This is a genomic window from Pedococcus sp. NPDC057267 (assembly GCF_042668795.1).
Taxonomy (GTDB): Bacteria; Actinomycetota; Actinomycetes; order Actinomycetales; family Dermatophilaceae; genus Pedococcus.
Genome location: NZ_JBHUYG010000009.1, coordinates 1 through 21706, shown reverse-complemented (window position 1 = coordinate 21706; position 21706 = coordinate 1). Strand labels below are relative to the sequence as shown.

Genomic DNA, 21706 nt, shown 5'->3' with positions numbered 1-21706 from the left:
TCATGTGGGAGCCGGACCCGGGCGGTCGCACACCACGGAAGGGAGGCCCCATGGCCAAGGCTGACAAGGCTGCCGCCATCGCCGAGCTGTCGGACAAGTTCCGCAACTCCGGCGCGGCCGTGCTGACCGAGTACCGCGGGCTGTCGGTGAAGCAGATCACCGACCTGCGGAACTCGCTGCGCGGGAACGCCACCTTCGCCGTCGTGAAGAACACGCTCACCGAGCTCGCCGCCAAGGAGGCCGGAGTCACGGCCTTCGACGGCCAGCTCGTCGGCCCCTCCGCCATCGCCTTCGTCGATGGCGACCCGGTCGAGGCCGCCAAGGGCCTGCGTGACTTCGCCAAGGCGAACCCCCTCCTCGTGATCAAGGGCGGCGTCCTCGACGGCAAGGCCCTGTCTCCCGAGGAGATCACCAAGCTCGCGGACCTCGAGTCCCGCGAGGTCCTCCTGGCCAAGCTGGCCGGTGCCCTCCAGGCGTCGCTCAGCCAGGCCGTCTACCTCTTCGCCGCGCCGCTGTCGCAGACCGCTCGGGTCGTCGACGCGCTGCGGGCCAAGGTCGAGGCGGAGGGCCCCGTGGCCGCCGCTGGCGCCGAGGCTGCCGAGGCCCCCGCGGCCGACGCTCCGGAGACCCCCGCCGAGGCCCCCGCGGCCGAGGCCACCGCAGACGTCGCCGAGGGTGGCGACGAGAGCTGACCCCCCGGGGCCCGCTCACCAACCAAACCGCCACTCACGGCATACGAAGTAAGAGAAGAAAGGACGCCCACCATGGCGAAGCTCTCCACCGACGAGCTCCTTGAGGCCTTCAAGGAGATGACCCTCATCGAGCTCTCCGAGTTCGTGAAGCAGTTCGAGGACACCTTCAACGTCACCGCCGCCGCCCCGGTTGCCGTCGCGGCCGCCGGTGCGCCCGCCGCGGGCGGCGGCGACGCCGCCGCTGCCGAGGAGCAGGACGAGTTCGACGTCATCCTCGAGTCCGCTGGCGACAAGAAGATCCAGGTCATCAAGGAGGTCCGCGCGCTGACCTCCCTCGGCCTGAAGGAGGCCAAGGACCTCGTCGACGGCGCTCCGAAGCCGGTCCTGGAGAAGGTCGACAAGGCTGCTGCCGACAAGGCCAAGGAGGCCCTCGAGGGCGCCGGGGCCACCGTCACCCTGAAGTGACCTCGCGCTCCCTCCGGGGAGCACGAACTCCGCGAAGGCGGGTCCGACCACGGTCGGGCCCGCCTTCGTGCGTCGACGGCCGCTTCGTCCGACATGCGGCCTTCGCTACCGGGCCGTAACCTGCGACGGCCCGACTCGTTGTCCTGTGCGAACCGGGGCCCTCATCGGGCATGCATTTTCACGACGAGGTGAGACGTGGGCACAGAGATCAAGGTCGAGGGCCTGACCAAGCGGTTCGGGTCGCAGCTGATCTGGAACGACGTCACGCTGACCCTCCCCGCAGGCGAGATCTCGGTCATGCTCGGCCCCTCGGGGACGGGCAAGTCCGTCTTCCTCAAGACCCTCGTGGGCCTGCTCAAGCCGGACGCCGGCTCGATCTGGATCCAGGGCCAGGACCTCACCCGGCTGCGCGAGCACGACCTGTACGAGGTGCGCAAGCTGTTCGGCGTGCTGTTCCAGGACGGCGCGCTCTTCGGCTCGATGAACCTCTTCGACAACGTGGCGTTCCCGCTGCGCGAGCACACGAAGAAGTCCGAGACCGAGATCCGGAACATCGTGCTCGAGAAGATGGAGCTGGTCGGCCTCCAGGGCGCCGAGGGCAAGCTGCCCGGCGAGATCTCGGGCGGCATGCGCAAGCGCGCGGGGCTCGCCCGCGCCCTGGTGCTCGACCCCGAGATCCTGCTCATCGACGAGCCCGACTCGGGCCTGGACCCGGTGCGCACGAGCTACATCAACCAGCTCTTCATCGACCTCAACGCCCAGATCGACGCGACGTTCCTCATCGTCACGCACGACATCAACTCCACGCGCACGGTGCCCGACAACATCGGCCTGCTCTACCACAAGCACCTCGCCATGTTCGGCCCCCGCGAGATGCTGCTGAGCTCGGAGGAGCCGGTCGTGCGCCAGTTCCTCAACGCCCAGACCATCGGCCCGATCGGGATGTCCGAGGAGAAGGACGCCGACGAGCTGGCTGCCGAGTCCGGCCAGGAGCTCCCGCCGCTGCCCCCGATCCCGCTGCAGCTGCGCACCAGCGACGGTTCGCCGCGCCGCGGTGAGCGGCCGCCGGGTGAGTGGTGCCGGGCCAACGGCGTCACCCCGCCGCCCGGCTCGTTCCAGTCCCTCCACGCCGGGCAGGCCTCCCCGCGCGCGTCGGAGCCCGAAGAGGCGTTGTCATGAGCAACCCGGTGACCGGTGCGCTCCGACAGAGCGGGTCGCTGTTCGCGCTCGTCCTCGACGTCGTGCGGTCGCTGCCCCGCCGGCCGTTCCAGGCCAAGGAGTTCATCCAGCAGTGCTGGTTCATCGCCTCGGTGACGATCGTGCCGACCGCGCTCGTCTCGATCCCGTTCGGGGCCGTCATCGCCCTCCAGCTCGGCACGCTGACCCGCCAGCTGGGCGCGCAGTCCTTCACCGGCGCCGCCTCGGTGCTCGCCGTCATCCGTGAGGCATCGCCGATCGTGACGGCCCTGCTGATCGCCGGGGCCGGCGGCTCGGCGATCTGCGCCGACCTCGGCTCGCGCAAGATCCGCGAGGAGATCGACGCCATGGAGGTGCTGGGCATCAGCCCCATCCAGCGGCTCGTCGTCCCGCGCGTGCTCGCCGCGATGCTCGTCGCCCTGCTGCTCAACGGGCTCGTGTCGGTCGTCGGCGTCGCCGGTGGCTACTTCTTCAACGTGATCATCCAGGGCGGCACCCCCGGTGCGTACATCGCCTCGTTCACGGCGCTGGCCCAGCTCGCCGACCTGTGGACCTCGGAGATCAAGGCGCTGATCTTCGGCTTCATCGCCGCGGTCGTCGCCTCCTACAAGGGCCTCACCGCGGGCGGCGGCCCCAAGGGCGTCGGCGATGCCGTGAACCAGAGCGTGGTCATCACCTTCATGTTCCTGTTCGTCGTGAACTTCGTCGCCAGCGCCGTCTACTTCCAAGTCGTCCCCCAGAAGATCTGAAGGAGGTGCACCCGTGAGCAAGGTCCTCGACGTCGCCGGGCGCCCCGTCCAGGCGCTCGACAGCCTGGGCGAGCAGATGCGCTTCTACGTGCGCTCCCTCGCCTGGACGCCGCGCACGCTGCGCCGCTACAAGAAGGAGGTCGTGCGGCTGCTGGCCGAGGTCTCCCTCGGCTCCGGCGCCCTCTCGGTCATCGGCGGCACCGTCGGTGTCATCGCCTTCCTCGCCTTCTTCACCGGCAGCCAGGTCGGCCTGCAGGGGTACTCCTCGCTCAACCAGCTCGGCACCGGGGCGTTCACCGGTTTCGTGTCGGCGTACCTCAACACGCGTGAGATCGCCCCGCTCGTGGCGGGCCTCGCCCTCGCCGCCACGGTCGGCTGCGGCTTCACCGCGCAGCTCGGCGCCATGCGGATCTCGGAGGAGGTCGACGCCCTGGAGGTCATGGGCATCCCGTCGCTGCCGTTCCTCGTGACGACGCGCATGATCGCCGGCTTCGTCGCCGTCGTGCCGCTCTACGTGCTCGGCCTGCTCTCCTCCTACGGTGCGACCCGCTTCATCGTCGTCCACTACTTCGGGCAGTCGGCAGGCACGTACGACCACTACTTCCACCTGTTCCTGCCGCCGATCGACGTCCTCTACTCCTTCCTCAAGGTCGTGGTCTTCGCGGTCGTGATCATCCTGATCCACTGCTACTACGGCTACACCGCGTCCGGCGGCCCGGCCGGCGTCGGCGTGGCGGTCGGCAAGGCCGTGCGGACCTCGATCGTGGCCATCAACATCGTGGACTTCTTCTTCTCCCTCGCCGTGTGGGGCGCCACCACGACCGTCCGGATCGCGGGGTAGCCGATGTCGCAGCACCCCGAGGACGGCGTGGGACCCGCGCGAGGCTGGCTGTCGCGCCTGGGCAACCGCGCGTACGGCGTCGGCTTCGTCGTCGTCGTGCTCCTGCTCGTCGGCCTGTCCGTGGCCTCCTTCCAGAAGCGCTTCACCCCCGTCGTGACCGTCACCCTCCTCACCGACCGGGTCGGCTCGCAGCTGCAGGCGTCGTCCGACGTCAAGCTGCGCGGACTCATCGTCGGTGAGGTGCGCAAGGTCGAGACGACGGGCAGGGGTGCGCGCCTCGTCCTGGCGCTCGACCCGTCCATGGTCGACCTGATCCCGGCGGACGTGACGGCACGGCTGCTGCCCAAGACGCTGTTCGGTGAGCGGTACGTCGACCTGGTCTCGCCGCAGGCGGGGAGCCCGGCGCGGCACCTGCAGGACGGGGACACGATCGAGCAGGACCGCACGAGTGTGGCGATCGAGCTGGAGAAGGTGTTCGACGACCTGTTGCCGTTGTTGCGGACGGTGCGTCCGGACAAGCTGGCGACGACGTTGAACGCGTTGGCGTCGGCGTTGGAGGGTCGGGGGACGCGGCTGGGGCAGAACCTGGTGCTGGTGGATGACTACTTCAAGGTCCTGAACCCGAAGATGCCGGTGATCAAGGCGGACATCAGTGGGTTGGCGGACCTGGCGAGCACGTATGCCGTGGCGGCGCCGGACCTGGTGCGGGCGGCGACGAACCTGATCACGACAAACACGACGATCGTGACGAAGAAGGACCAGCTGGCGGGGTTCCTGGCGGGGACGGCGGGGTTCGCGAACACGACCGCGGACTTCCTGGACGCCAACGGTGACCGCATCATCCGGGTCGGGCAGGTCAGCCGGCCCAGCCTCGAGCTCTTCGCGCGCTACTCACCGGAGTACCCCTGCATGGCGCAGGCCCTCACCAACTGGATCCCCCGCATCGACCAGGCCTGGCGCGACGCCACGTTCCACATCACCGTCGAGACCAGCCCGCAGCGCCCCGGGTACCGGCCGGGGGAGGAGCCCCGCTGGGGCGAGCACCGCGGCCCGACCTGCTACGGCCTGCCCGACCACTACGGCAGCCAGGCGAACCCGCGCCCGGGCATCCACTTCTCCGACGGCACGTCGGCCTCCGGGTCGAGCGCCGGCAGCGCGCTGCCCGCGATGTTCGCGGGGTCGTCCGGCGTCGGCATACCCGACCCGGACTCCGGCCTCGCCGGCACCGAGCAGGAGCAGGCGCTCGTCTCCGCCCTGCTCGGGGCGCAGCGCACCAGCGACTCCACGGCGATCACCACCCTGCTCGCCGGCCCCATGCTCCGCGGATCGGTGGTGAGCCAGCAGTGAGCACCCGTGCCAGCCTCGTGAAGTTCATCGTCTTCGTCGTCGCCACCCTGCTGGCGACCGGGACGCTGGCGGCCACCATCGCCAACACCCAGTTCGGCGACAAGAACACCTACCACGCTGTCTTCCAGGACGTGACCGGCCTCGCCGCCGGTCAGGAGGTCCGGATCGCCGGCGTGCGCGTCGGCGAGGTCAAGGCCATCGCCGTGGACAAGGACCGCATCCACGCCGACGTCACCTTCGACGTGCTCAAGACCAGCGTCCTCACTGCCGGCACCAAGGCCACGATCAAGTACCGCAACCTCGTCGGCGAGCGCTACATCGCCCTCACCCAGGAGGTCGGGGGAGCCACCCCGCTGCGCGACGGCGCGCGCATCGGGCTCGACCACACGCAGTCGGCCCTGGACCTGACGACGCTGTTCAACGGGTTCAAGCCGCTCTTCGCGGCGCTGTCGCCCAAGGACGTCAACGAGCTGTCGTCCAACATCATCAGCGTCCTGCAGGGCGAGGGCGGCAACATCAACTCGCTCCTGGCCAAGACGGCGTCCCTCACCTCGACCCTGGCCGACCGCGACGCCGTGATCGGCCGGACCATCGACAACCTCAACGCCGTGCTCGGCACCGTCGACGCCCACGACACCGCCCTCAAGGAGCTCATCGACCAGCTCCAGCGGTTCGTCTCCGGCCTGGCGGCCGACCGCAAGACCATCGGGGCCTCGTTGACCAACATCAACTCGCTCACCGCCCAGACCGCGGACCTGCTCGAGGTCACGCGCCCGTCCATCAAGGACGACGTGGCGCAGCTGCAGGCCCTGGGCCAGAACCTCAACAAGCCCTCCAACACGGCGGCGTTCGAGAAGTTCCTCTCGACCTCCCCGGACAAGATCAACACGATCACCCGGACTGCGACGTACGGCTCCTGGTTCAACTTCTACATGTGCGACTTCAGCGGCTCGGTCGTCATCCCCTCAGCCGGACCGGGGCTGCCCGCCGTCAAGGTGCCCCTGGACAAGCCGGCCGCCCTCTCCGCTGCGAGGTGCAAGTGAACACCCCACGACGTCCTGAGCTCCCTCGTCGCTCCGACACCTCGCGGGGGCCCCGATGAGCATCCCCTTCCGCGAGCGCAACCCGGTCCCCATCGGGGCCGCCGGGCTCGCCGTCATCGCCGTCCTGCTCGTCCTGGCGTTCAACATCGACAGCCTGCCCCTGGTCGGCGGCGGCCGGCACTACAGCGCGGCCTTCTCCGAGGCCGGTGGCCTGGTCAAGGGCGACGACGTCCGCATCGCCGGCGTCAAGGTCGGCAAGGTGGAGGGGGTCGACCTCGCCGGTGACCACGTCGTCGTCGACTTCAAGGTCACCGAGCCGGTGAAGTTCGGCACCCAGACGGGTGCCTCGGTGCGGATGAAGACCCTGCTCGGCCAGAAGTACCTCGCCCTCGAACCCGGGGGCACCGGCCAGCTCGAGGCCGACTCGCAGATACCGCTCGACCGCACGGTCTCCTCCTACGACATCGTCAACGCCTTCACCGACCTCGCGACGACGAGCGAGCGGATCGACACCGGCGAGCTCGCCAAGTCGCTGACCACGCTCGCGACCGAGTTCAAGGACAGCCCCGCCGACGTGCGGGCGGCCCTCGACGGCCTCGGCCGGCTCTCCCGGACCATCGCCTCGCGCGACGCGCAGCTCAAGCAGCTGCTCGCCTCGGCCAACAGCGTCAGCGGCACGGTGGCCCAGCGGAACAAGGCGGTCGAGTCGATCATCAAGAACGCCGACCTGCTCATGGTGGAGCTCAACGCCCGCAGGGACGCGATCCACACGCTCTTCACGAACACCTCGGCGATGGCGCAGCAGATCACCGGCCTGGTGCGCGACAACCGGGCCGAGCTCAAGCCGGCCCTCGACCAGCTCACCAAGGTCCTGGCCACGCTGCAGAAGCACGAGCAGGACCTCAGCGACACCATCGCCGCGATGGCGCCGTTCACCCGGCTCTTCGCCAACGTCCTCGGCAACGGCCGCTGGTTCGACACCTACATCGCGAACCTCACGACCCCCGTCGCCGCGCCCGGAGGTGGCAACTGATGCCCCGTCTCCCCTCGCTGCCCCGCCTGCCCCGGGTGGGCCTCGTCGGCAAGCTCGTCTCCGCCCTCGTCGTCGTGGCCCTCGCCGCCGGCGCGTACGCGTTCTGGCCGCGCCACGACGTCGTCCACGTCACCGGGGAGTTCACCAGGGCGGTGGGCCTCTTCCCGGGCTCCGACGTCCGCATCCTCGGCGTCCAGGTCGGCAAGGTCACCGAGGTCACCCCCATGGGGGACAAGGTGCGGGTCCGGTTCGAGTTCGACCGCAAGTACAAGGTGCCGGCGGACGCCCAGGCCGCCGTCGTGGCCCCGTCGCTGGTGAGCGACCGCTACGTGCAGCTGCTGCCGGCATACCACGCAGGTCCGGTCATGAAGGACGGCGCGACAATCCCGCTCGACCGCACGGCGGTCCCGGTCGAGCTCGACCGGATCTCCCAGAGCCTGGACGACCTGCTCGTCGCGCTCGGACCCGACGGGGCGAACAAGAACGGCGCCTTCTCCGAGGTGCTCAAGACGGGTGCGGCCAACCTCGACGGGCAGGGCCAGAAGCTCCACGACACCAACCACGACCTGTCCATGGCGCTGGAGACGCTCTCCGGTGGCCGCAACGACCTGTTCGGGACGGTGAAGAACCTGCAGACCTTCACGACGATGCTGGCGACCAACGACGACCAGGTGCGCCGGCTCAACGCCGACCTCGCCACGGTGTCCGAGCAGCTCGACGGGGAGCGCGACGACCTCGCCGCCGCCCTCAAGAACCTCGCGGTCGCCCTGAGCGAGGTGAGCTCGTTCGTCCACGACAACCGCGCCGCCCTCACCACCAACCTGGGCCAGCTGGCGTCGGTCACCGGCACCGTCGCCAAGCAGCGCGACGCGCTCGCCGAGACCCTGACCAACGCCCCCGTCGCCGTGAGCAACCTGCAGAACGCCTACAACCCCGCGACCGGCACCCTGGACACCCGCGCCAACGTCAACGAGAACCTCAAGCTGGACAACCTGGTGTGCAGCCTCGTCGAGGCGAGCAACAACCCGCGCGCGGCCGCCATCTGCTCGCAGGCCAAGACGGCGCTCAAGCCGGTCGAGGACCTGCTGGGCCAGCTCTCCGGTGCCGGGGTGAAGCTGCCGGTCAACCTGCTCTCGGCGATCCCGCAGGGCGGGGCAGGCGGCGCCGGGGCGGATGCGTCGTCCGCCGCACCCGCCGTCGTGGTCAACGGTGCCGACCCCACCCTGGGCGGCCTCCTGGGAGGTGCACGATGACGACCCCGTCCCGCATGCCATGCGGCCGGGCGCTCGTGGCGCTCGCCGTGGGTGCCTCGGTGGTGACCGTGAGCGGCTGCCAGGGTGCCTTCGACCTGCCCCTGCCCGGCGGCGCCGCCCAGCACGGCGACGTCATCCGCGTGACCGCCGAGTTCGCCGACGTCCTCGACCTCGTGCCGCAGTCCTCGGTCAAGGTCGACGAGGTCACCGTCGGGTCGGTCGAGAAGATCGAGCTCAACGGGTGGACCGCCCGGGTCACCCTGCGCATCCCCAAGTCGGTGGACCTGCCCGACAACGCCGTCGCCGAGCTCCGGCAGACCTCGCTGCTCGGGGAGAAGTACGTCGAGCTCGCCCCGCCCACCGGTACCCCACCGGAGGGCCGGCTGCGCGACGGCGACAACATCCCGATCGAGCGCACGGGGCGCAACCCCGAGGTCGAGGAGGTCCTGTCCGCGATGTCGCTGCTGCTCAACGGCGGTGGGGTCGCCCAGCTCAAGATCATCGAGACGGAGCTGAACAACGCGATGCGGGGCAACCAGACCCAGATCCGCGACGTGATCAAGCAGCTCGACACCTTCGTCGGGGGGCTGGACCAGCAGAAGGCCGAGATCGTGCGGGCCATCGACAACATCGACAAGCTGGCCGCCAAGCTCGCGGCCCAGAAGGACGACCTGGCCCGCGCCCTCGAGTCGATGCCCAAGGGCCTGAAGGTGCTGGCCGACCAGCGCCAGCAGCTCGTGCAGATGCTCCAGGCCCTCAGCCGCCTCGGCGACGTCGGCACCCGGGTCATCTCCCAGAGCAAGGCCGACACCGCGGCCAACCTCAAGGCCCTGCAGCCGATCCTCAGCCAGCTCACCAAGGCCGGTGACGCCCTGCCGCAGTCGATGCAGCTGCTGCTGACCTACCCGTTCTCGGACAGCACCACGGCGGCGATGAAGGGCGACTTCACCAACATGTCGGCCGACCTCGACCTCAACCTCAAGGACCTCGCCGGCAACCTGTCCACCGGCTCGGGCGGCGGCTCCGGCAGCGGTTCGGGTGGTGGTGGCGGCCTCCCGCTGCCCATCCCGCTGCCCACGGGCGGCTTGCCCACCGGCGGCCTTCCGACAGGCGGCCTCCCCGTCACCCCCACGCCGACGCCGTCCAGCACGCCCAAGCCCGTGTGCTCGATCCCGATCCTGTGCTCGGGAGGTGCCGGATGATCCGCCGAGGGGTCAAGGTCCAGCTGTTCGCGTTCCTCATGATCACCCTGCTCACGGTCTCGGTGCTGTCGGCCAAGTACGTGGGCCTGTACGACCGGGTCGCGGGGGGCCAGTACCGCGTCTCGGCCGACTTCGCGCAGTCCGGCGGCATCTTCGTCGGCTCCGAGGTGTCCTACCGCGGGGTGACGGTGGGCCGGGTCGAGCGGCTGCGGCTGTCGAGGGACGGTGTGCTCGTCGACGCCCGGATCAACCGCGGGGTGAAGATCCCCAAGGACACCCGGGTCGTGGTCGAGAACCGCTCCGCCGTGGGGGAGCAGTACCTCGACTTCCAGCCCCGCACCGACTCGGGCCCCGACCTCAGGGACGGCGACACCGTCCCGCGCCAGGACACGGGCTACCCGCTGCGGGTCGACACCCTCCTGCTGCACCTCGACCACACGGTCAACTCGGTCGACAAGCACGACCTGCAGGTCGTGGTCGACGAGCTGGGCAAGGGGTTCGCCGACGGCGGCACCGACCTGCAGCGGCTGCTCGACAGCGGTGACCGCCTGACGCGCTCGGCCACCGAGGCCCTGCCGCAGACGGTCAAGCTCCTCGACGACGGGCGGATCGTCCTGGACACCCAGCGCGACACCTCTGGGCAGGTGAAGACGTTCGCGTCCGACTTCGCCGACCTCTCGGCCACCCTCAAGTCCTCCGACGGGGACCTGCGCCTGGTGCTCGACCGCGGGGCTGTCGCCTCCCAGGAGCTGCAGACCCTGATCCGGGACAACCAGGGCAACCTCGCCACCCTGCTGGCCAACCTCATCACCATCGGGCAGGTGACCACCTCGCGGGTCGACGGCATCCAGCAGCTGCTGGTCACCTACCCGGACGTCGTGGCGGGCGGGTACACCGTCGTCCCGGGGGACGGCACCGCGCACTTCGGGCTGGCGCTGGCGCAGAGCCCGCCGGTCTGCACCCAGGGGTACGGCGGCACCAGGCGACGCTCCCCGACCGACACGTCCGGGGGCAAGGCGAACACCTCGGCGCGGTGCACGGCGCCGCGCGGCTCGGGGATCACGGTCCGCGGGGCCCAGAACGCGCCCGGCCCCTCGTCGAGCACGGGCTCGGCCGTCCCGCTGGCCTTCGGTGACCAACCCGTATCCCCGGGGATGGCTGCCTCGTTGGGCATCCCGACGCCACAGGTGTCGGTTCCCATGCCCCCCACGGACGGCAGCGGCGACCCCTCGTGGCTGTGGATCATGAAGGAGGCTGCTCGATGACCACGTTCACCACCCACGCCGGGAGGGCGGTGACGGCGACCGAGCGCGACCCCGCGCCCGAGCCGAGCACGGACACCAACCCCCGCACCGGGCCCAAGGCCCTGCAGATCACCCCGAGGCACGTCTGGCTGCTCGCCGCCGTGGTCCTGGTCGCCGCCCTCGTGCTCGCGGCCACCTCGGGCCGCGAGTGGTATGCCGCGCGGCAGACCCAGCAGGCGCACGCCGCCGCGACGGCCGCGGCCCGACAGCTCGCGATCAACTTCGTCACGGTCGACTACCAGAAGGTCGACGCCGACACGGCACGCGTACGGGCCGGGGCCACAGGGGAGTTCCTCAAGAGCTACTCGGCCTCGGTCGAGGAGCTGAAGAAGGTCCTCGTCGCGAACAAGACCGTCTCGACGGTGCAGCGCTCGGAGGCCGCGCTGGTCTCGGGCGACCTCGACTCGGCCGTCGCCCTCGTCGGCGTCGTCGCGCCGACGAGGAACACGGCGGTGCCCGCCGGCGAGACCAAGACGTACCGGATGCGCCTGGACCTGCGGAAGGTCGGCGACACGTGGAAGGTGGAGAACCTTGAGTTCGTCGGGTGACCCCAGGCCGGGCGGGCGGCGACGGATCGCGGGGGAGCGGGGTCGCTCGCGCCCGAGGGGCGCTGGGCAGGACCTCACGGTGACACGCCAGGCGCTGGCCACGACCGCCCCAGCCCCTGCCGCGCGGGAGGAGCGCCCGCAGGCGGCACCGGCACACGAGGGTCCGGCACGGGAGGCAGCAGGGGCACAGGCAGCAGCGGCACAGGCAGCAGCGGCACAGGTGGCGCCGGCACAGGTGGCGCCGGCACAAGTGGCGCCGGCACAAGCGGCGCCGGCACGGGCGGCACGGGGACGTCGCCGCTGGGTGGCCCCCGTGGTCGTGCTGGTGGCGAGCCTCGCCGCCCTCGCCGTCGTGCTGGGCCTGACGCTGCAGGACGCCGGGGCCCAGGACCGGGCCGACCGGGCGGCGGCCAGCCAGGCCAGGACCTCGGTCGAGCAGCTGCTCAGCTACGACTACAAGACCATCGACCGGCAGGCCGCCCAGGTCGAGGGCCTGCTCACCGGGTCCTTCAAGGGCGAGTTCACCAGCGCCATGGACAAGACCATCAAGCCGATGGCGGTCAAGAACCAGACCGTGGTGCAGGCCAGGGTGTCCGACGTGGGCGTCATGAGCTCCTCGCCGACCACGGTGAAGGTCCTCGCCTTCGTCAACCAGGCCCGGGTCGGGGCCGACCAGAAGCAGCCCGTCGTCGACCAGAACCGGGTGATCGCGACCATGACCAAGGTCGGCGACCGCTGGCTCGTCAGCAAGGTCGACGCCTTCTGACCCGGCTGCCGCACGCCGCCTGACCTGCGACGACGCCCCGGGCGGGGCGTCGTCGCGGTCGTCCCGGGGGCCGGCCCCCGCGCCACGCCGACCGTTCCCCTTGACGATCCGGCCTTCGCCCGTCATCCTCGTCTGCGTCGATCCGAACCCGGGGCTTGTGGCCTCGGCGAGACCCCCGTCGACAGCCCTGGTGCGAACCGGCTGGACACGGTTGGACAGTCCTGCCCTCGTGGGTCTATGCTCATCCTTTGCGCTGCCCTCTTTCGCCGACCCCATCGACACCAGCCCTTCGCCGTGCCCTCCGGCACGGATCCGTGGCCGGTGCTCCTCGTGGCCGACATGGTGGTCGGCGCGGCATCGGTTTCAACACAAGGCCCGTGGAAGGACCCCTCCTTGGCTGCCTCGCGCAACGCGACTCAGACTGTGTCCACCGCACGGACGGCTTCCGGCCGTCTGTCCTTCGCGAAGATCCGCGAACCCCTCGAGGTCCCCGACCTCCTGGCTCTCCAGACCGAGAGCTTCGACTGGCTCCTCGGCAACGAGCGCTGGCAGGCCCGGGTCGCCGAGGCGAAGGCCGAGGGCCGGGGCGACGTCCCCGACCGCTCGGGCCTGGAGGAGATCTTCGAGGAGATCTCGCCCATCGAGGACTTCAGCGGCTCCATGTCGCTGTCGTTCCGTGACCACCGCTTCGAGGAGGTCAAGTACTCCATCGAGGAGTGCAAGGAGCGGGACCAGACCTACTCCGCCCCGCTGTTCGTCACGGCGGAGTTCATGAACACCACCACCGGTGAGATCAAGAGCCAGACGGTCTTCATGGGCGACTTCCCGCTCATGACCGAGCGCGGCACCTTCATCATCAACGGCACCGAGCGCGTCGTCGTCTCCCAGCTGGTCCGCAGCCCGGGCGTCTACTTCGAGCGCACCCCGGACAAGACCTCCGACAAGGACGTCTACACCGCCAAGGTCATCCCGAGCCGTGGCGCCTGGCTCGAGTTCGAGATCGACAAGCGCGACATGGTCGGCGTCCGCGTCGACCGCAAGCGCAAGCAGTCGGTCACGGTGCTCCTCAAGGCCCTCGGCATGACCGAGGCCGACATCCTGGAGGAGTTCGGCGACTACGAGTCGATGCGCCTCACCCTGGAGAAGGACCACACGGCCGGCCAGGACGACGCGCTGCTCGACATCTACCGCAAGCTGCGCCCGGGCGAGCCGCCGACCCGCGAGGCCGCCCAGACCCTCCTGGACAACCTCTACTTCAACACCAAGCGCTACGACCTGGCCAAGGTCGGTCGCTACAAGATCGACCGCAAGCTGGGCGTGCCCGGCGCGCTGTCGGAGTCGGTGCTGTCGGTCGACGACATCGTCGCCACCATCAAGTACCTCGTCGCCCTGCACGCCGGTGAGTCCACCCTCACGGGCAAGAACGGCGAGGAGGTCGTGGTCGAGGTCGACGACATCGACCACTTCGGCAACCGCCGCCTGCGCAACGTCGGCGAGCTCATCCAGAACCAGGTCCGCACCGGCCTGTCCCGCATGGAGCGGGTCGTCCGCGAGCGCATGACCACGCAGGACGTCGAGGCGATCACGCCGCAGACCCTGATCAACATCCGCCCCGTGGTGGCCTCGATCAAGGAGTTCTTCGGCACCTCGCAGCTGTCGCAGTTCATGGACCAGAACAACCCGCTCGCGGGCCTGACGCACAAGCGGCGTCTGTCGGCCCTCGGCCCGGGTGGTCTGTCCCGTGACCGCGCCGGCATGGAGGTCCGTGACGTCCACCCGTCGCACTACGGCCGCATGTGCCCCATCGAGACCCCCGAGGGCCCGAACATCGGCCTCATCGGCTCGCTGGCGTCCTACGGGCGGATCAACGCGTTCGGCTTCATCGAGACGCCGTACCGCAAGGTCGAGAACGGCCGCGTCACCGACGAGATCCACTACCTGTCCGCCGACGAGGAGGACCGGCACGTCATCGCGCAGGCCAACGCCGTCATCGACGCCGAGGGCAACTTCACCGACGAGCGCGTCCTGGTCCGCACCAAGGGCGGCGAGGTCGACTACGTCCCTGGTGAGGACGTCGACTTCATGGACGTCTCGGCCCGCCAGATGGTGTCGGCCGCGACCGCGCTGATCCCGTTCCTCGAGCACGACGACGCCAACCGCGCGCTCATGGGCTCGAACATGCAGCGCCAGGCGGTGCCGCTGGTCAAGTCCGAGGCGCCGCTGGTCGGCACCGGCATGGAGTACCGCGCGGCGCTCGACTCCGGCGACGTGGTCCGGGCCGAGGTCGCTGGTGTGGTCACCGAGGTCTCCGCCGACCTCGTCACCGTCGCCGGTGACGACGGCTCGACCCGCACCTACCGGATCGCCAAGTTCGCGCGCTCCAACCAGGGCACCTCCTACAACCAGGTCGTCGTCGTCAACGAGGGCGACCGGGTCGAGGCCGGCGGCGTCATCGCCGACGGTCCCGCGACCGACGGTGGCGAGATGGCGCTCGGGCGCAACCTGCTCGTGGCGTTCATGCCGTGGGAGGGCCACAACTACGAGGACGCGATCATCCTCAGCCAGCGCCTCGTGCAGGACGACGTCCTCTCCTCGATCCACATCGAGGAGCACGAGGTCGACGCCCGCGACACCAAGCTCGGCCCCGAGGAGATCACCCGGGACATCCCGAACGTCTCCGAGGACGTCCTGGCCGACCTCGACGAGCGCGGCATCATCCGCATCGGTGCCGAGGTCCGCGACGGCGACCTGCTCGTCGGCAAGGTCACGCCCAAGGGCGAGACCGAGCTCACCCCGGAGGAGCGCCTGCTGCGCGCCATCTTCGGCGAGAAGGCCCGCGAGGTGCGCGACACCTCCCTCAAGGTGCCCCACGGCGAGACCGGCACCGTCATCGGCGTCAAGGTCTTCGACAAGGACGAGGGCGACGACCTGCCCCCGGGCGTGAACCAGCTGGTGCGCGTCTACGTGGCCAACAAGCGCAAGATCACCGACGGTGACAAGCTGGCCGGCCGCCACGGCAACAAGGGCGTCATCTCCAAGATCCTGCCGGTCGAGGACATGCCGTTCCTCGAGGACGGCACGCCCGTCGACGTCGTGCTCAACCCGCTCGGTGTCCCCGGTCGTATGAACGTCGGCCAGATCCTCGAGCTCCACCTCGGCTGGGCAGCCAGCCGCGGCTGGGAGATCGCGGACAACCCGGAGTGGGCCAGGCTCATCCCCGAGGACGCGCGCCAGGCCCCGGCCGGCACCCGCGTCGCCTCCCCGGTGTTCGACGGTGTGCGCGAGGACGAGATCGTGGGTCTGCTCGACTCCACCCTCAAGACGCGCGACGACGTCCGCCTCATCGACGGCTCGGGCAAGGCCCGGCTCTTCGACGGCCGCTCCGGCGAGCCGTTCCCGGAGCCGGTGTCGGTCGGCTACATGTACATCCTCAAGCTGCACCACCTCGTGGACGACAAGATCCACGCCCGCAGCACCGGCCCCTACTCCATGATCACCCAGCAGCCGCTCGGTGGTAAGGCGCAGTTCGGTGGCCAGCGCTTCGGTGAGATGGAGGTGTGGGCGCTCGAGGCATACGGCGCCGCCTACGCCCTCCAGGAGCTGCTGACGATCAAGTCCGACGACGTCCAGGGCCGCGTGAAGGTGTACGAGGCCATCGTCAAGGGCGACAACATCCCCGAGCCCGGCATCCCCGAGTCCTTCAAGGTGCTCATCAAGGAGATGCAGTCCCTCTGCCTGAACGTGGAGGTCCTCAACAGCGAGGGCACCGCGATCGAGATGAAGGAGTCCGACGAGGACGTCTTCCGCGCGGCCGAGGAGCTCGGAATCGACCTGTCCCGGCGCGAGCCCAGCTCGGTCGAGGAGGTGTGACGGTATGCCGCGTGGCCGCGCTCAGCGCCGGCCACGCGGCACACCGCCCCTCCTGACGACCACCCCCTTGAGTTCTACCTAGAGACACGAGAGAAGGAACCACGTGCTCGACGTCAACTTCTTCGACGAGCTGCGCATCGGCCTGGCCACGGCGGAGGACATCCGCCAGTGGAGCCACGGCGAGGTCAAGAAGCCGGAGACCATCAACTACCGCACCCTGAAGCCGGAGAAGGAGGGCCTGTTCTGCGAGCGCATCTTCGGCCCCACCCGGGACTGGGAGTGCAACTGCGGCAAGTACAAGCGTGTCCGCTTCAAGGGCATCATCTGTGAGCGCTGTGGCGTCGAGGTCACCCGCGCCAAGGTGCGTCGTGAGCGGATGGGCCACATCGAGCTCGCCGCCCCCGTCACCCACATCTGGTACTTCAAGGGCGTCCCGTCGCGCCTCGGGTACCTGCTCGACCTCGCCCCGAAGGACCTCGAGAAGGTCATCTACTTCGCGGCCTACATGATCACCTCGGTCGACGAGGAGCAGCGCCACAAGGACCTGCCCTCGCTCGAGGCCCAGATCGAGGTCGAGAAGAAGGAGTTCGAGAACAAGCGCGACGCCGACGTCGAGACCCGGGCCAAGAAGCTCGAGGCCGACCTGGCCGAGCTCGAGGCCGAGGGTGCCAAGGCCGACGCCCGCCGCAAGGTGCGCGAGTCCGCCGAGCGCGAGATGAACCAGATCCGCAAGCGCGCGGACCAGCAGATCGAGCGCCTCGAGCAGGTCTGGGACCGGTTCAAGAACCTCAAGGTCCAGGACCTCGAGGGCGACGAGATCCTCTACCGCGAGATGCGCGACCGGTTCGGCCTCTACTTCGAGGGCGGCATGGGCGCGGCGGCGATCCAGAAGCGCCTGGAGACCTTCGACCTCGAGGCCGAGGCCGAGCTCCTGCGCGAGATCATCGCCACCGGCAAGGGTCAGAAGAAGACCCGTGCCCTCAAGCGGCTCAAGGTCGTCACCGCCTTCCAGGCGACGAGCAACAAGCCCGCCGGCATGGTCCTAGACGCCGTTCCGGTCATCCCGCCGGACCTCCGCCCGATGGTGCAGCTCGACGGTGGCCGCTTCGCGACCTCCGACCTGAACGACCTGTACCGCCGCGTCATCAACCGCAACAACCGCCTCAAGCGACTGCTCGACCTCGGTGCGCCCGAGATCATCGTCAACAACGAGAAGCGGATGCTGCAGGAGGCCGTCGACAGCCTCTTCGACAACGGCCGTCGTGGCCGCCCGGTGACGGGCCCCGGCAACCGCCCGCTGAAGTCGCTGTCCGACATGCTCAAGGGCAAGCAGGGCCGGTTCCGCCAGAACCTGCTCGGCAAGCGCGTCGACTACTCCGGCCGCTCGGTCATCGTCGTCGGCCCGCAGCTCAAGCTGCACCAGTGCGGCCTGCCCAAGCAGATGGCCCTGGAGCTCTTCAAGCCGTTCGTGATGAAGCGTCTGGTCGACCTCGACCACGCGCAGAACATCAAGTCGGCCAAGCGCATGGTCGAGCGGGCCCGCCCGGTCGTGTGGGACGTGCTCGAGGAGGTCATCACCGAGCACCCCGTCCTGCTGAACCGTGCACCCACCCTGCACCGCCTCGGCATCCAGGCCTTCGAGCCGCAGCTCGTCGAGGGCAAGGCCATCCAGATCCACCCGCTCGTCTGCACCGCCTTCAACGCGGACTTCGACGGTGACCAGATGGCCGTGCACGTGCCGCTGTCGGCGGAGGCGCAGGCCGAGGCCCGCATCCTCATGCTGTCCTCGAACAACATCCTCAAGCCGGCCGACGGCCGTCCCGTGACCATGCCCACCCAGGACATGATCATCGGCCTGTACCACCTCACCTCCGAGGTGGAGAACGGCAAGGGCTCGGGCCGCGCGTTCGCGAGCGTCTCCGAGGCCCGGATGGCGTTCGACGCCGGCGAGCTCGAGCTCGGCAGCGTCGTGAAGATCCGGCTCCTGGACGTCGTCCCGGTGCCCGGCACGGAGCTGCCCGAGGGCGTCGAGGCCAACGAGCAGGGCCAGGTCGCCTCGCTCGTGGTCGAGACCACCCTGGGTCGCGCGCTGTTCAACCAGACGCTGCCGGTGGACTACCCGTTCGTGAACGCGGTCGTCGACAAGAAGCGCCTCTCCTCGATCGTCAACGACCTCGCCGAGCGGTACAGCAAGGTGCAGGTCGCGGCGAGCCTCGACGCGCTGAAGGACTACGGCTTCCACTGGGCGACCCGCTCGGGCACCACGGTGGCCATCTCCGACGTCGTCACCCCGCCGCGCAAGATCGAGATCCTCGAGGGCTACGAGACCAAGGCCACCAAGGTCCAGACCCAGTACGAGCGCGGTCTGATCACCGACGACGAGCGTCGCCAGGAGCTCATCGAGATCTGGACCCAGGCGACGAACGAGGTCGCCAAGGAGATGGAGTCCAACCTCCCGAAGACCAACACCATCTACAAGATGGTGTCCTCGGGCGCTCGTGGTAACTGGATGCAGCTGCGGCAGATCGCCGGTATGCGTGGCCTGGTGTCGAACCCGAAGGGTGACATCATCCCGCGACCGATCCGCGCGAACTTCCGCGAGGGCCTCTCGGTGCTCGAGTTCTTCATCTCCACGCACGGTTCCCGCAAGGGCCTGGCGGACACCGCGCTGCGGACCGCCGACTCGGGTTACCTCACGCGTCGCCTCGTCGACGTGTCGCAGGACGTCATCATCCGTGAGGACGACTGCGGCACCGAGCGTGGCCTGACCATGCCGATCGCCCGCAAGACGGCCGACGGCGCCCTGGTCGAGCACGACGACGTGGAGACCTCGGTCTACGCCCGCACCCTCGCGGCCGACGTGGTCAAGGACGGCCAGACGCTGGCCGAGGCCGGCATCGACCTCGGTGACGTCGTCATCGACGCCCTCGTCGCCGCCGGCGTCGAGGAGGTCAAGGTCCGCTCGGTCCTCACCTGTGAGTCCCGGGTCGGCACCTGCGCCGCCTGCTACGGCCGCTCGCTGGCCACCGGCAAGCTGGTCGACATCGGTGAGGCCGTCGGCATCATCGCGGCCCAGTCCATCGGTGAGCCCGGTACCCAGCTGACGATGCGCACCTTCCACACCGGTGGTGTGGCCGGTGACGACATCACGCAGGGTCTGCCGCGTGTCGTCGAGCTGTTCGAGGCGCGCACCCCCAAGGGTGTCGCCCCGATCGCCGAGGCGTCGGGCCGGGTGTCCATCGAGGACACCGACAAGACCCGCCGGATCATGCTCACGCCGGACGACAGCTCGGAGGAGCACGCCTACCCGGTCAGCAAGCGCGCGCGCCTGCTGGTCCAGGACGGCGAGCACGTCGAGGTCGGCGCCCAGCTGACGCAGGGGTCGATCGACCCCAAGCAGGTGCTGCGCATCCTCGGCCCGCGTGCCGTCCAGATGCACCTCGTCGACGAGGTCCAGCACGTGTACCGCCAGCAGGGTGTGTCGATCCACGACAAGCACATCGAGGTCATCGTCCGCCAGATGCTGCGCCGGATCACCATCATCGAGTCGGGTGACGCCGAGCTGCTCCCGGGTGAGCTGGCCGAGCGTGGCCGGTTCGAGGAGGAGAACCGTCGCGTGGTGTCCGAGGGCGGTCGCCCGGCCTCGGGTCGCCCCGAGCTGATGGGCATCACCAAGGCCTCGCTGGCCACGGACTCCTGGCTCTCGGCCGCCTCCTTCCAGGAGACGACCCGCGTCCTCACCGAGGCCGCGATGAACGCCAAGTCGGACCCGCTGCTGGGCCTGAAGGAGAACGTCATCCTCGGAAAGCTGATCCCGGCCGGCACGGGCCTCCCGCGCTACCGGAACATCAAGGTCGAGCCGACCGAGGAGGCCAAGGCCGCGATGTACTCGATGCCCAACTACGAGTACGACTACCCGGTGTTCGGCCCCGGCTCCGGCGAGGCGATCCGCCTCGACGACGCCGAGCTCGGCCTCGACTGAGTCTCCCCGCACCATCGAGGGCGGGTATGCCGTGTGGAGACACACGGCATACCCGCCCTTCGGCGTTGGGTCCCGCACTTGTTGCCACGAGATGGTCACCGGGGCCCTGGCGGGTGCCTTCGGTGACCACGAGGTGGCAACAAGTGGGAAGAGCGAGGGGCACGTGCGGCGGCCGTGGGGCATAGGGCAGGCGCGCGCGGTGTTGGACCTGGGGAGTGCCGCGCGGGGGACCGCGGCGGAGTGCCGGTCGGCGGATTTGGTCGGCTCCTGCGCAGACGGTATCTTTGAACACTGTGTCTGAGGTCTGCCTCGGGCACGACCGCCGGAGCCGGCGCCGACCGTGGAAGCACGAGGGGCCGCCGGGACGGCACCACCTCTCGCCGGGCAACCTCCGACCGATCCGCAAGGGTCTGCCGTGGGAAGTGCAGGGGAGAGCGCCACGTCCGACACACCCGAGTGCGGGGGTCGGGCACGGCGACAACACCAAGGAGCGTCCGAGGCGCGTCGCGAGACGTGTCGCAGGCGCAAGACAATCCACAACGTACGGAGAACAGGTTGCCCACGATCAACCAGCTGGTGCGCAAGGGCCGGCAGGACAAGGTCACCAAGACCAAGACCCCTGCCCTCAAGGGCTCGCCGCAGCGCCGCGGTGTCTGCACCCGCGTCTACACCACCACGCCCAAGAAGCCGAACTCGGCCCTGCGGAAGGTCGCCCGTGTGCGCCTCACCAGCGGCATCGAGGTCACGGCCTACATCCCGGGCGTCGGCCACAACCTGCAGGAGCACTCGATCGTGCTCGTGCGCGGCGGCCGAGTGAAGGACCTGCCGGGTGTCCGCTACAAGATCATCCGCGGCTCGCTCGACACCCAGGGTGTCAAGAACCGCAAGCAGGCCCGTTCCCGTTACGGCGCGAAGATGGAGAAGAAGTAATGCCTCGCAAGGGACCCGCGCCGAAGCGCCCCCTCGTCGTCGACCCCGTCTACCAGTCCCCGCTGGTGACGGCCCTGGTCAACAAGATCCTCCTCGACGGCAAGAAGTCGATCGCCGAGACCATCGTCTACGGCGCCCTCGAGGGCTGCCGTGAGAAGACCGGCAGCGACCCCGTCGTGACCCTCAAGCGTGCGCTCGACAACATCCGTCCGACCCTGGAGGTCAAGTCCCGCCGTGTCGGTGGCGCGACCTACCAGGTCCCGGTCGAGGTCAAGCCGAACCGCGCCACGACCCTGGCCCTGCGCTGGATGGTCGGCTACTCGCGCCAGCGTCGCGAGAAGACGATGACCGAGCGCCTCATGAACGAGATCCTCGACGCGTCCAACGGCCTCGGTGCCGCGGTCAAGCGTCGCGAGGACACCCACAAGATGGCCGAGTCCAACAAGGCCTTCGCGCACTACCGCTGGTGACAGCGACCCGGTGC

Annotated in this window: 17 protein-coding genes; all 17 read left to right on the top strand. The window is 69.5% G+C overall.

All coding sequences use genetic code 11. The features are described 5' to 3' along the window. Positions 1-50 precede the first annotated feature (50 nt). The 17 genes from rplJ to rpsG all read left to right on the top strand — a co-directional run bounded on the left by rplJ (position 51) and on the right by rpsG (position 21692). Positions 51-692: a 50S ribosomal protein L10 gene (gene rplJ / locus ACFUC1_RS03780; RefSeq protein WP_379116767.1), complete on the top strand. Its 642-nt coding sequence runs from the start codon at positions 51-53 to the stop codon at positions 690-692. Positions 693-764: 72 nt separating this feature from the next. Then, a complete protein-coding gene (rplL, locus tag ACFUC1_RS03775) occupies positions 765-1157 on the top strand; it encodes a 50S ribosomal protein L7/L12 (protein ID WP_316008235.1) in 393 nt (130 codons plus the stop codon). A 195-nt stretch (positions 1158-1352) separates the two neighbouring features. Continuing rightward, positions 1353-2336, top strand: a complete 984-nt coding sequence (locus tag ACFUC1_RS03770) for an ABC transporter ATP-binding protein (protein WP_379116765.1) — start codon at positions 1353-1355, stop codon at positions 2334-2336. Further along, positions 2333-3103 (top strand): MlaE family ABC transporter permease, encoded by a 771-nt coding sequence (locus ACFUC1_RS03765; protein ID WP_379116763.1) that lies wholly within the window; start codon positions 2333-2335, stop codon positions 3101-3103. Before ACFUC1_RS03770 ends, ACFUC1_RS03765 begins: the two co-directional genes overlap by 4 nt. Positions 3104-3179: 76 nt before the next feature. Next, on the top strand, positions 3180-3944 hold the full coding sequence (locus ACFUC1_RS03760) for an ABC transporter permease (RefSeq protein WP_379116844.1): 765 nt from the start codon (positions 3180-3182) through the stop codon (positions 3942-3944). 3 nt (positions 3945-3947) lie between these two features. Then, positions 3948-5291 carry an MCE family protein gene (locus ACFUC1_RS03755; RefSeq protein WP_379116761.1) on the top strand — a complete coding sequence of 448 codons (1344 nt, stop codon included), beginning with the start codon at positions 3948-3950 and terminating at the stop codon, positions 5289-5291. Next, a complete protein-coding gene (locus tag ACFUC1_RS03750; protein ID WP_379116759.1) occupies positions 5288-6334 on the top strand; it encodes an MCE family protein in 1047 nt (348 codons plus the stop codon). Before ACFUC1_RS03755 ends, ACFUC1_RS03750 begins: the two co-directional genes overlap by 4 nt. A gap of 55 nt (positions 6335-6389) precedes the next feature. Beyond that, a complete protein-coding gene (locus ACFUC1_RS03745) occupies positions 6390-7367 on the top strand; it encodes an MCE family protein (protein ID WP_379116757.1) in 978 nt (325 codons plus the stop codon). Next, a complete protein-coding gene (locus ACFUC1_RS03740; protein WP_379116755.1) occupies positions 7367-8620 on the top strand; it encodes an MCE family protein in 1254 nt (417 codons plus the stop codon). Before ACFUC1_RS03745 ends, ACFUC1_RS03740 begins: the two co-directional genes overlap by 1 nt. Beyond that, a complete protein-coding gene (locus ACFUC1_RS03735; protein ID WP_379116753.1) occupies positions 8617-9822 on the top strand; it encodes an MCE family protein in 1206 nt (401 codons plus the stop codon). The genes ACFUC1_RS03740 and ACFUC1_RS03735 overlap by 4 nt, the downstream gene beginning before the upstream one ends. After that, positions 9819-11087, top strand: coding sequence for an MCE family protein (locus ACFUC1_RS03730; protein WP_379116751.1), 1269 nt, complete (start codon positions 9819-9821; stop codon positions 11085-11087). The genes ACFUC1_RS03735 and ACFUC1_RS03730 overlap by 4 nt, the downstream gene beginning before the upstream one ends. Continuing rightward, positions 11084-11674 carry a hypothetical protein gene (locus tag ACFUC1_RS03725; protein WP_379116749.1) on the top strand — a complete coding sequence of 197 codons (591 nt, stop codon included), beginning with the start codon at positions 11084-11086 and terminating at the stop codon, positions 11672-11674. Before ACFUC1_RS03730 ends, ACFUC1_RS03725 begins: the two co-directional genes overlap by 4 nt. 313 nt (positions 11675-11987) lie before the next feature. Then, positions 11988-12440 (top strand): hypothetical protein, encoded by a 453-nt coding sequence (locus ACFUC1_RS03720; RefSeq protein WP_379116747.1) that lies wholly within the window; start codon positions 11988-11990, stop codon positions 12438-12440. Between the two features lie 393 nt (positions 12441-12833). After that, positions 12834-16310, top strand: a complete 3477-nt coding sequence (gene rpoB, locus ACFUC1_RS03715) for a DNA-directed RNA polymerase subunit beta (protein ID WP_379116842.1) — start codon at positions 12834-12836, stop codon at positions 16308-16310. 103 nt (positions 16311-16413) lie between these two features. Continuing rightward, on the top strand, positions 16414-20292 hold the full coding sequence (locus ACFUC1_RS03710) for a DNA-directed RNA polymerase subunit beta' (RefSeq protein ID WP_379116746.1): 3879 nt from the start codon (positions 16414-16416) through the stop codon (positions 20290-20292). A gap of 555 nt (positions 20293-20847) precedes the next feature. After that, the gene (rpsL, locus tag ACFUC1_RS03705) at positions 20848-21222 is read left to right on the top strand and encodes a 30S ribosomal protein S12 (RefSeq protein ID WP_310154129.1); all 375 of its coding nucleotides are present in this window, start codon (positions 20848-20850) and stop codon (positions 21220-21222) included. After that, on the top strand, positions 21222-21692 hold the full coding sequence (gene rpsG, locus ACFUC1_RS03700; protein ID WP_316008220.1) for a 30S ribosomal protein S7: 471 nt from the start codon (positions 21222-21224) through the stop codon (positions 21690-21692). The genes rpsL and rpsG overlap by 1 nt, the downstream gene beginning before the upstream one ends. Positions 21693-21706: the final 14 nt, after the last annotated feature.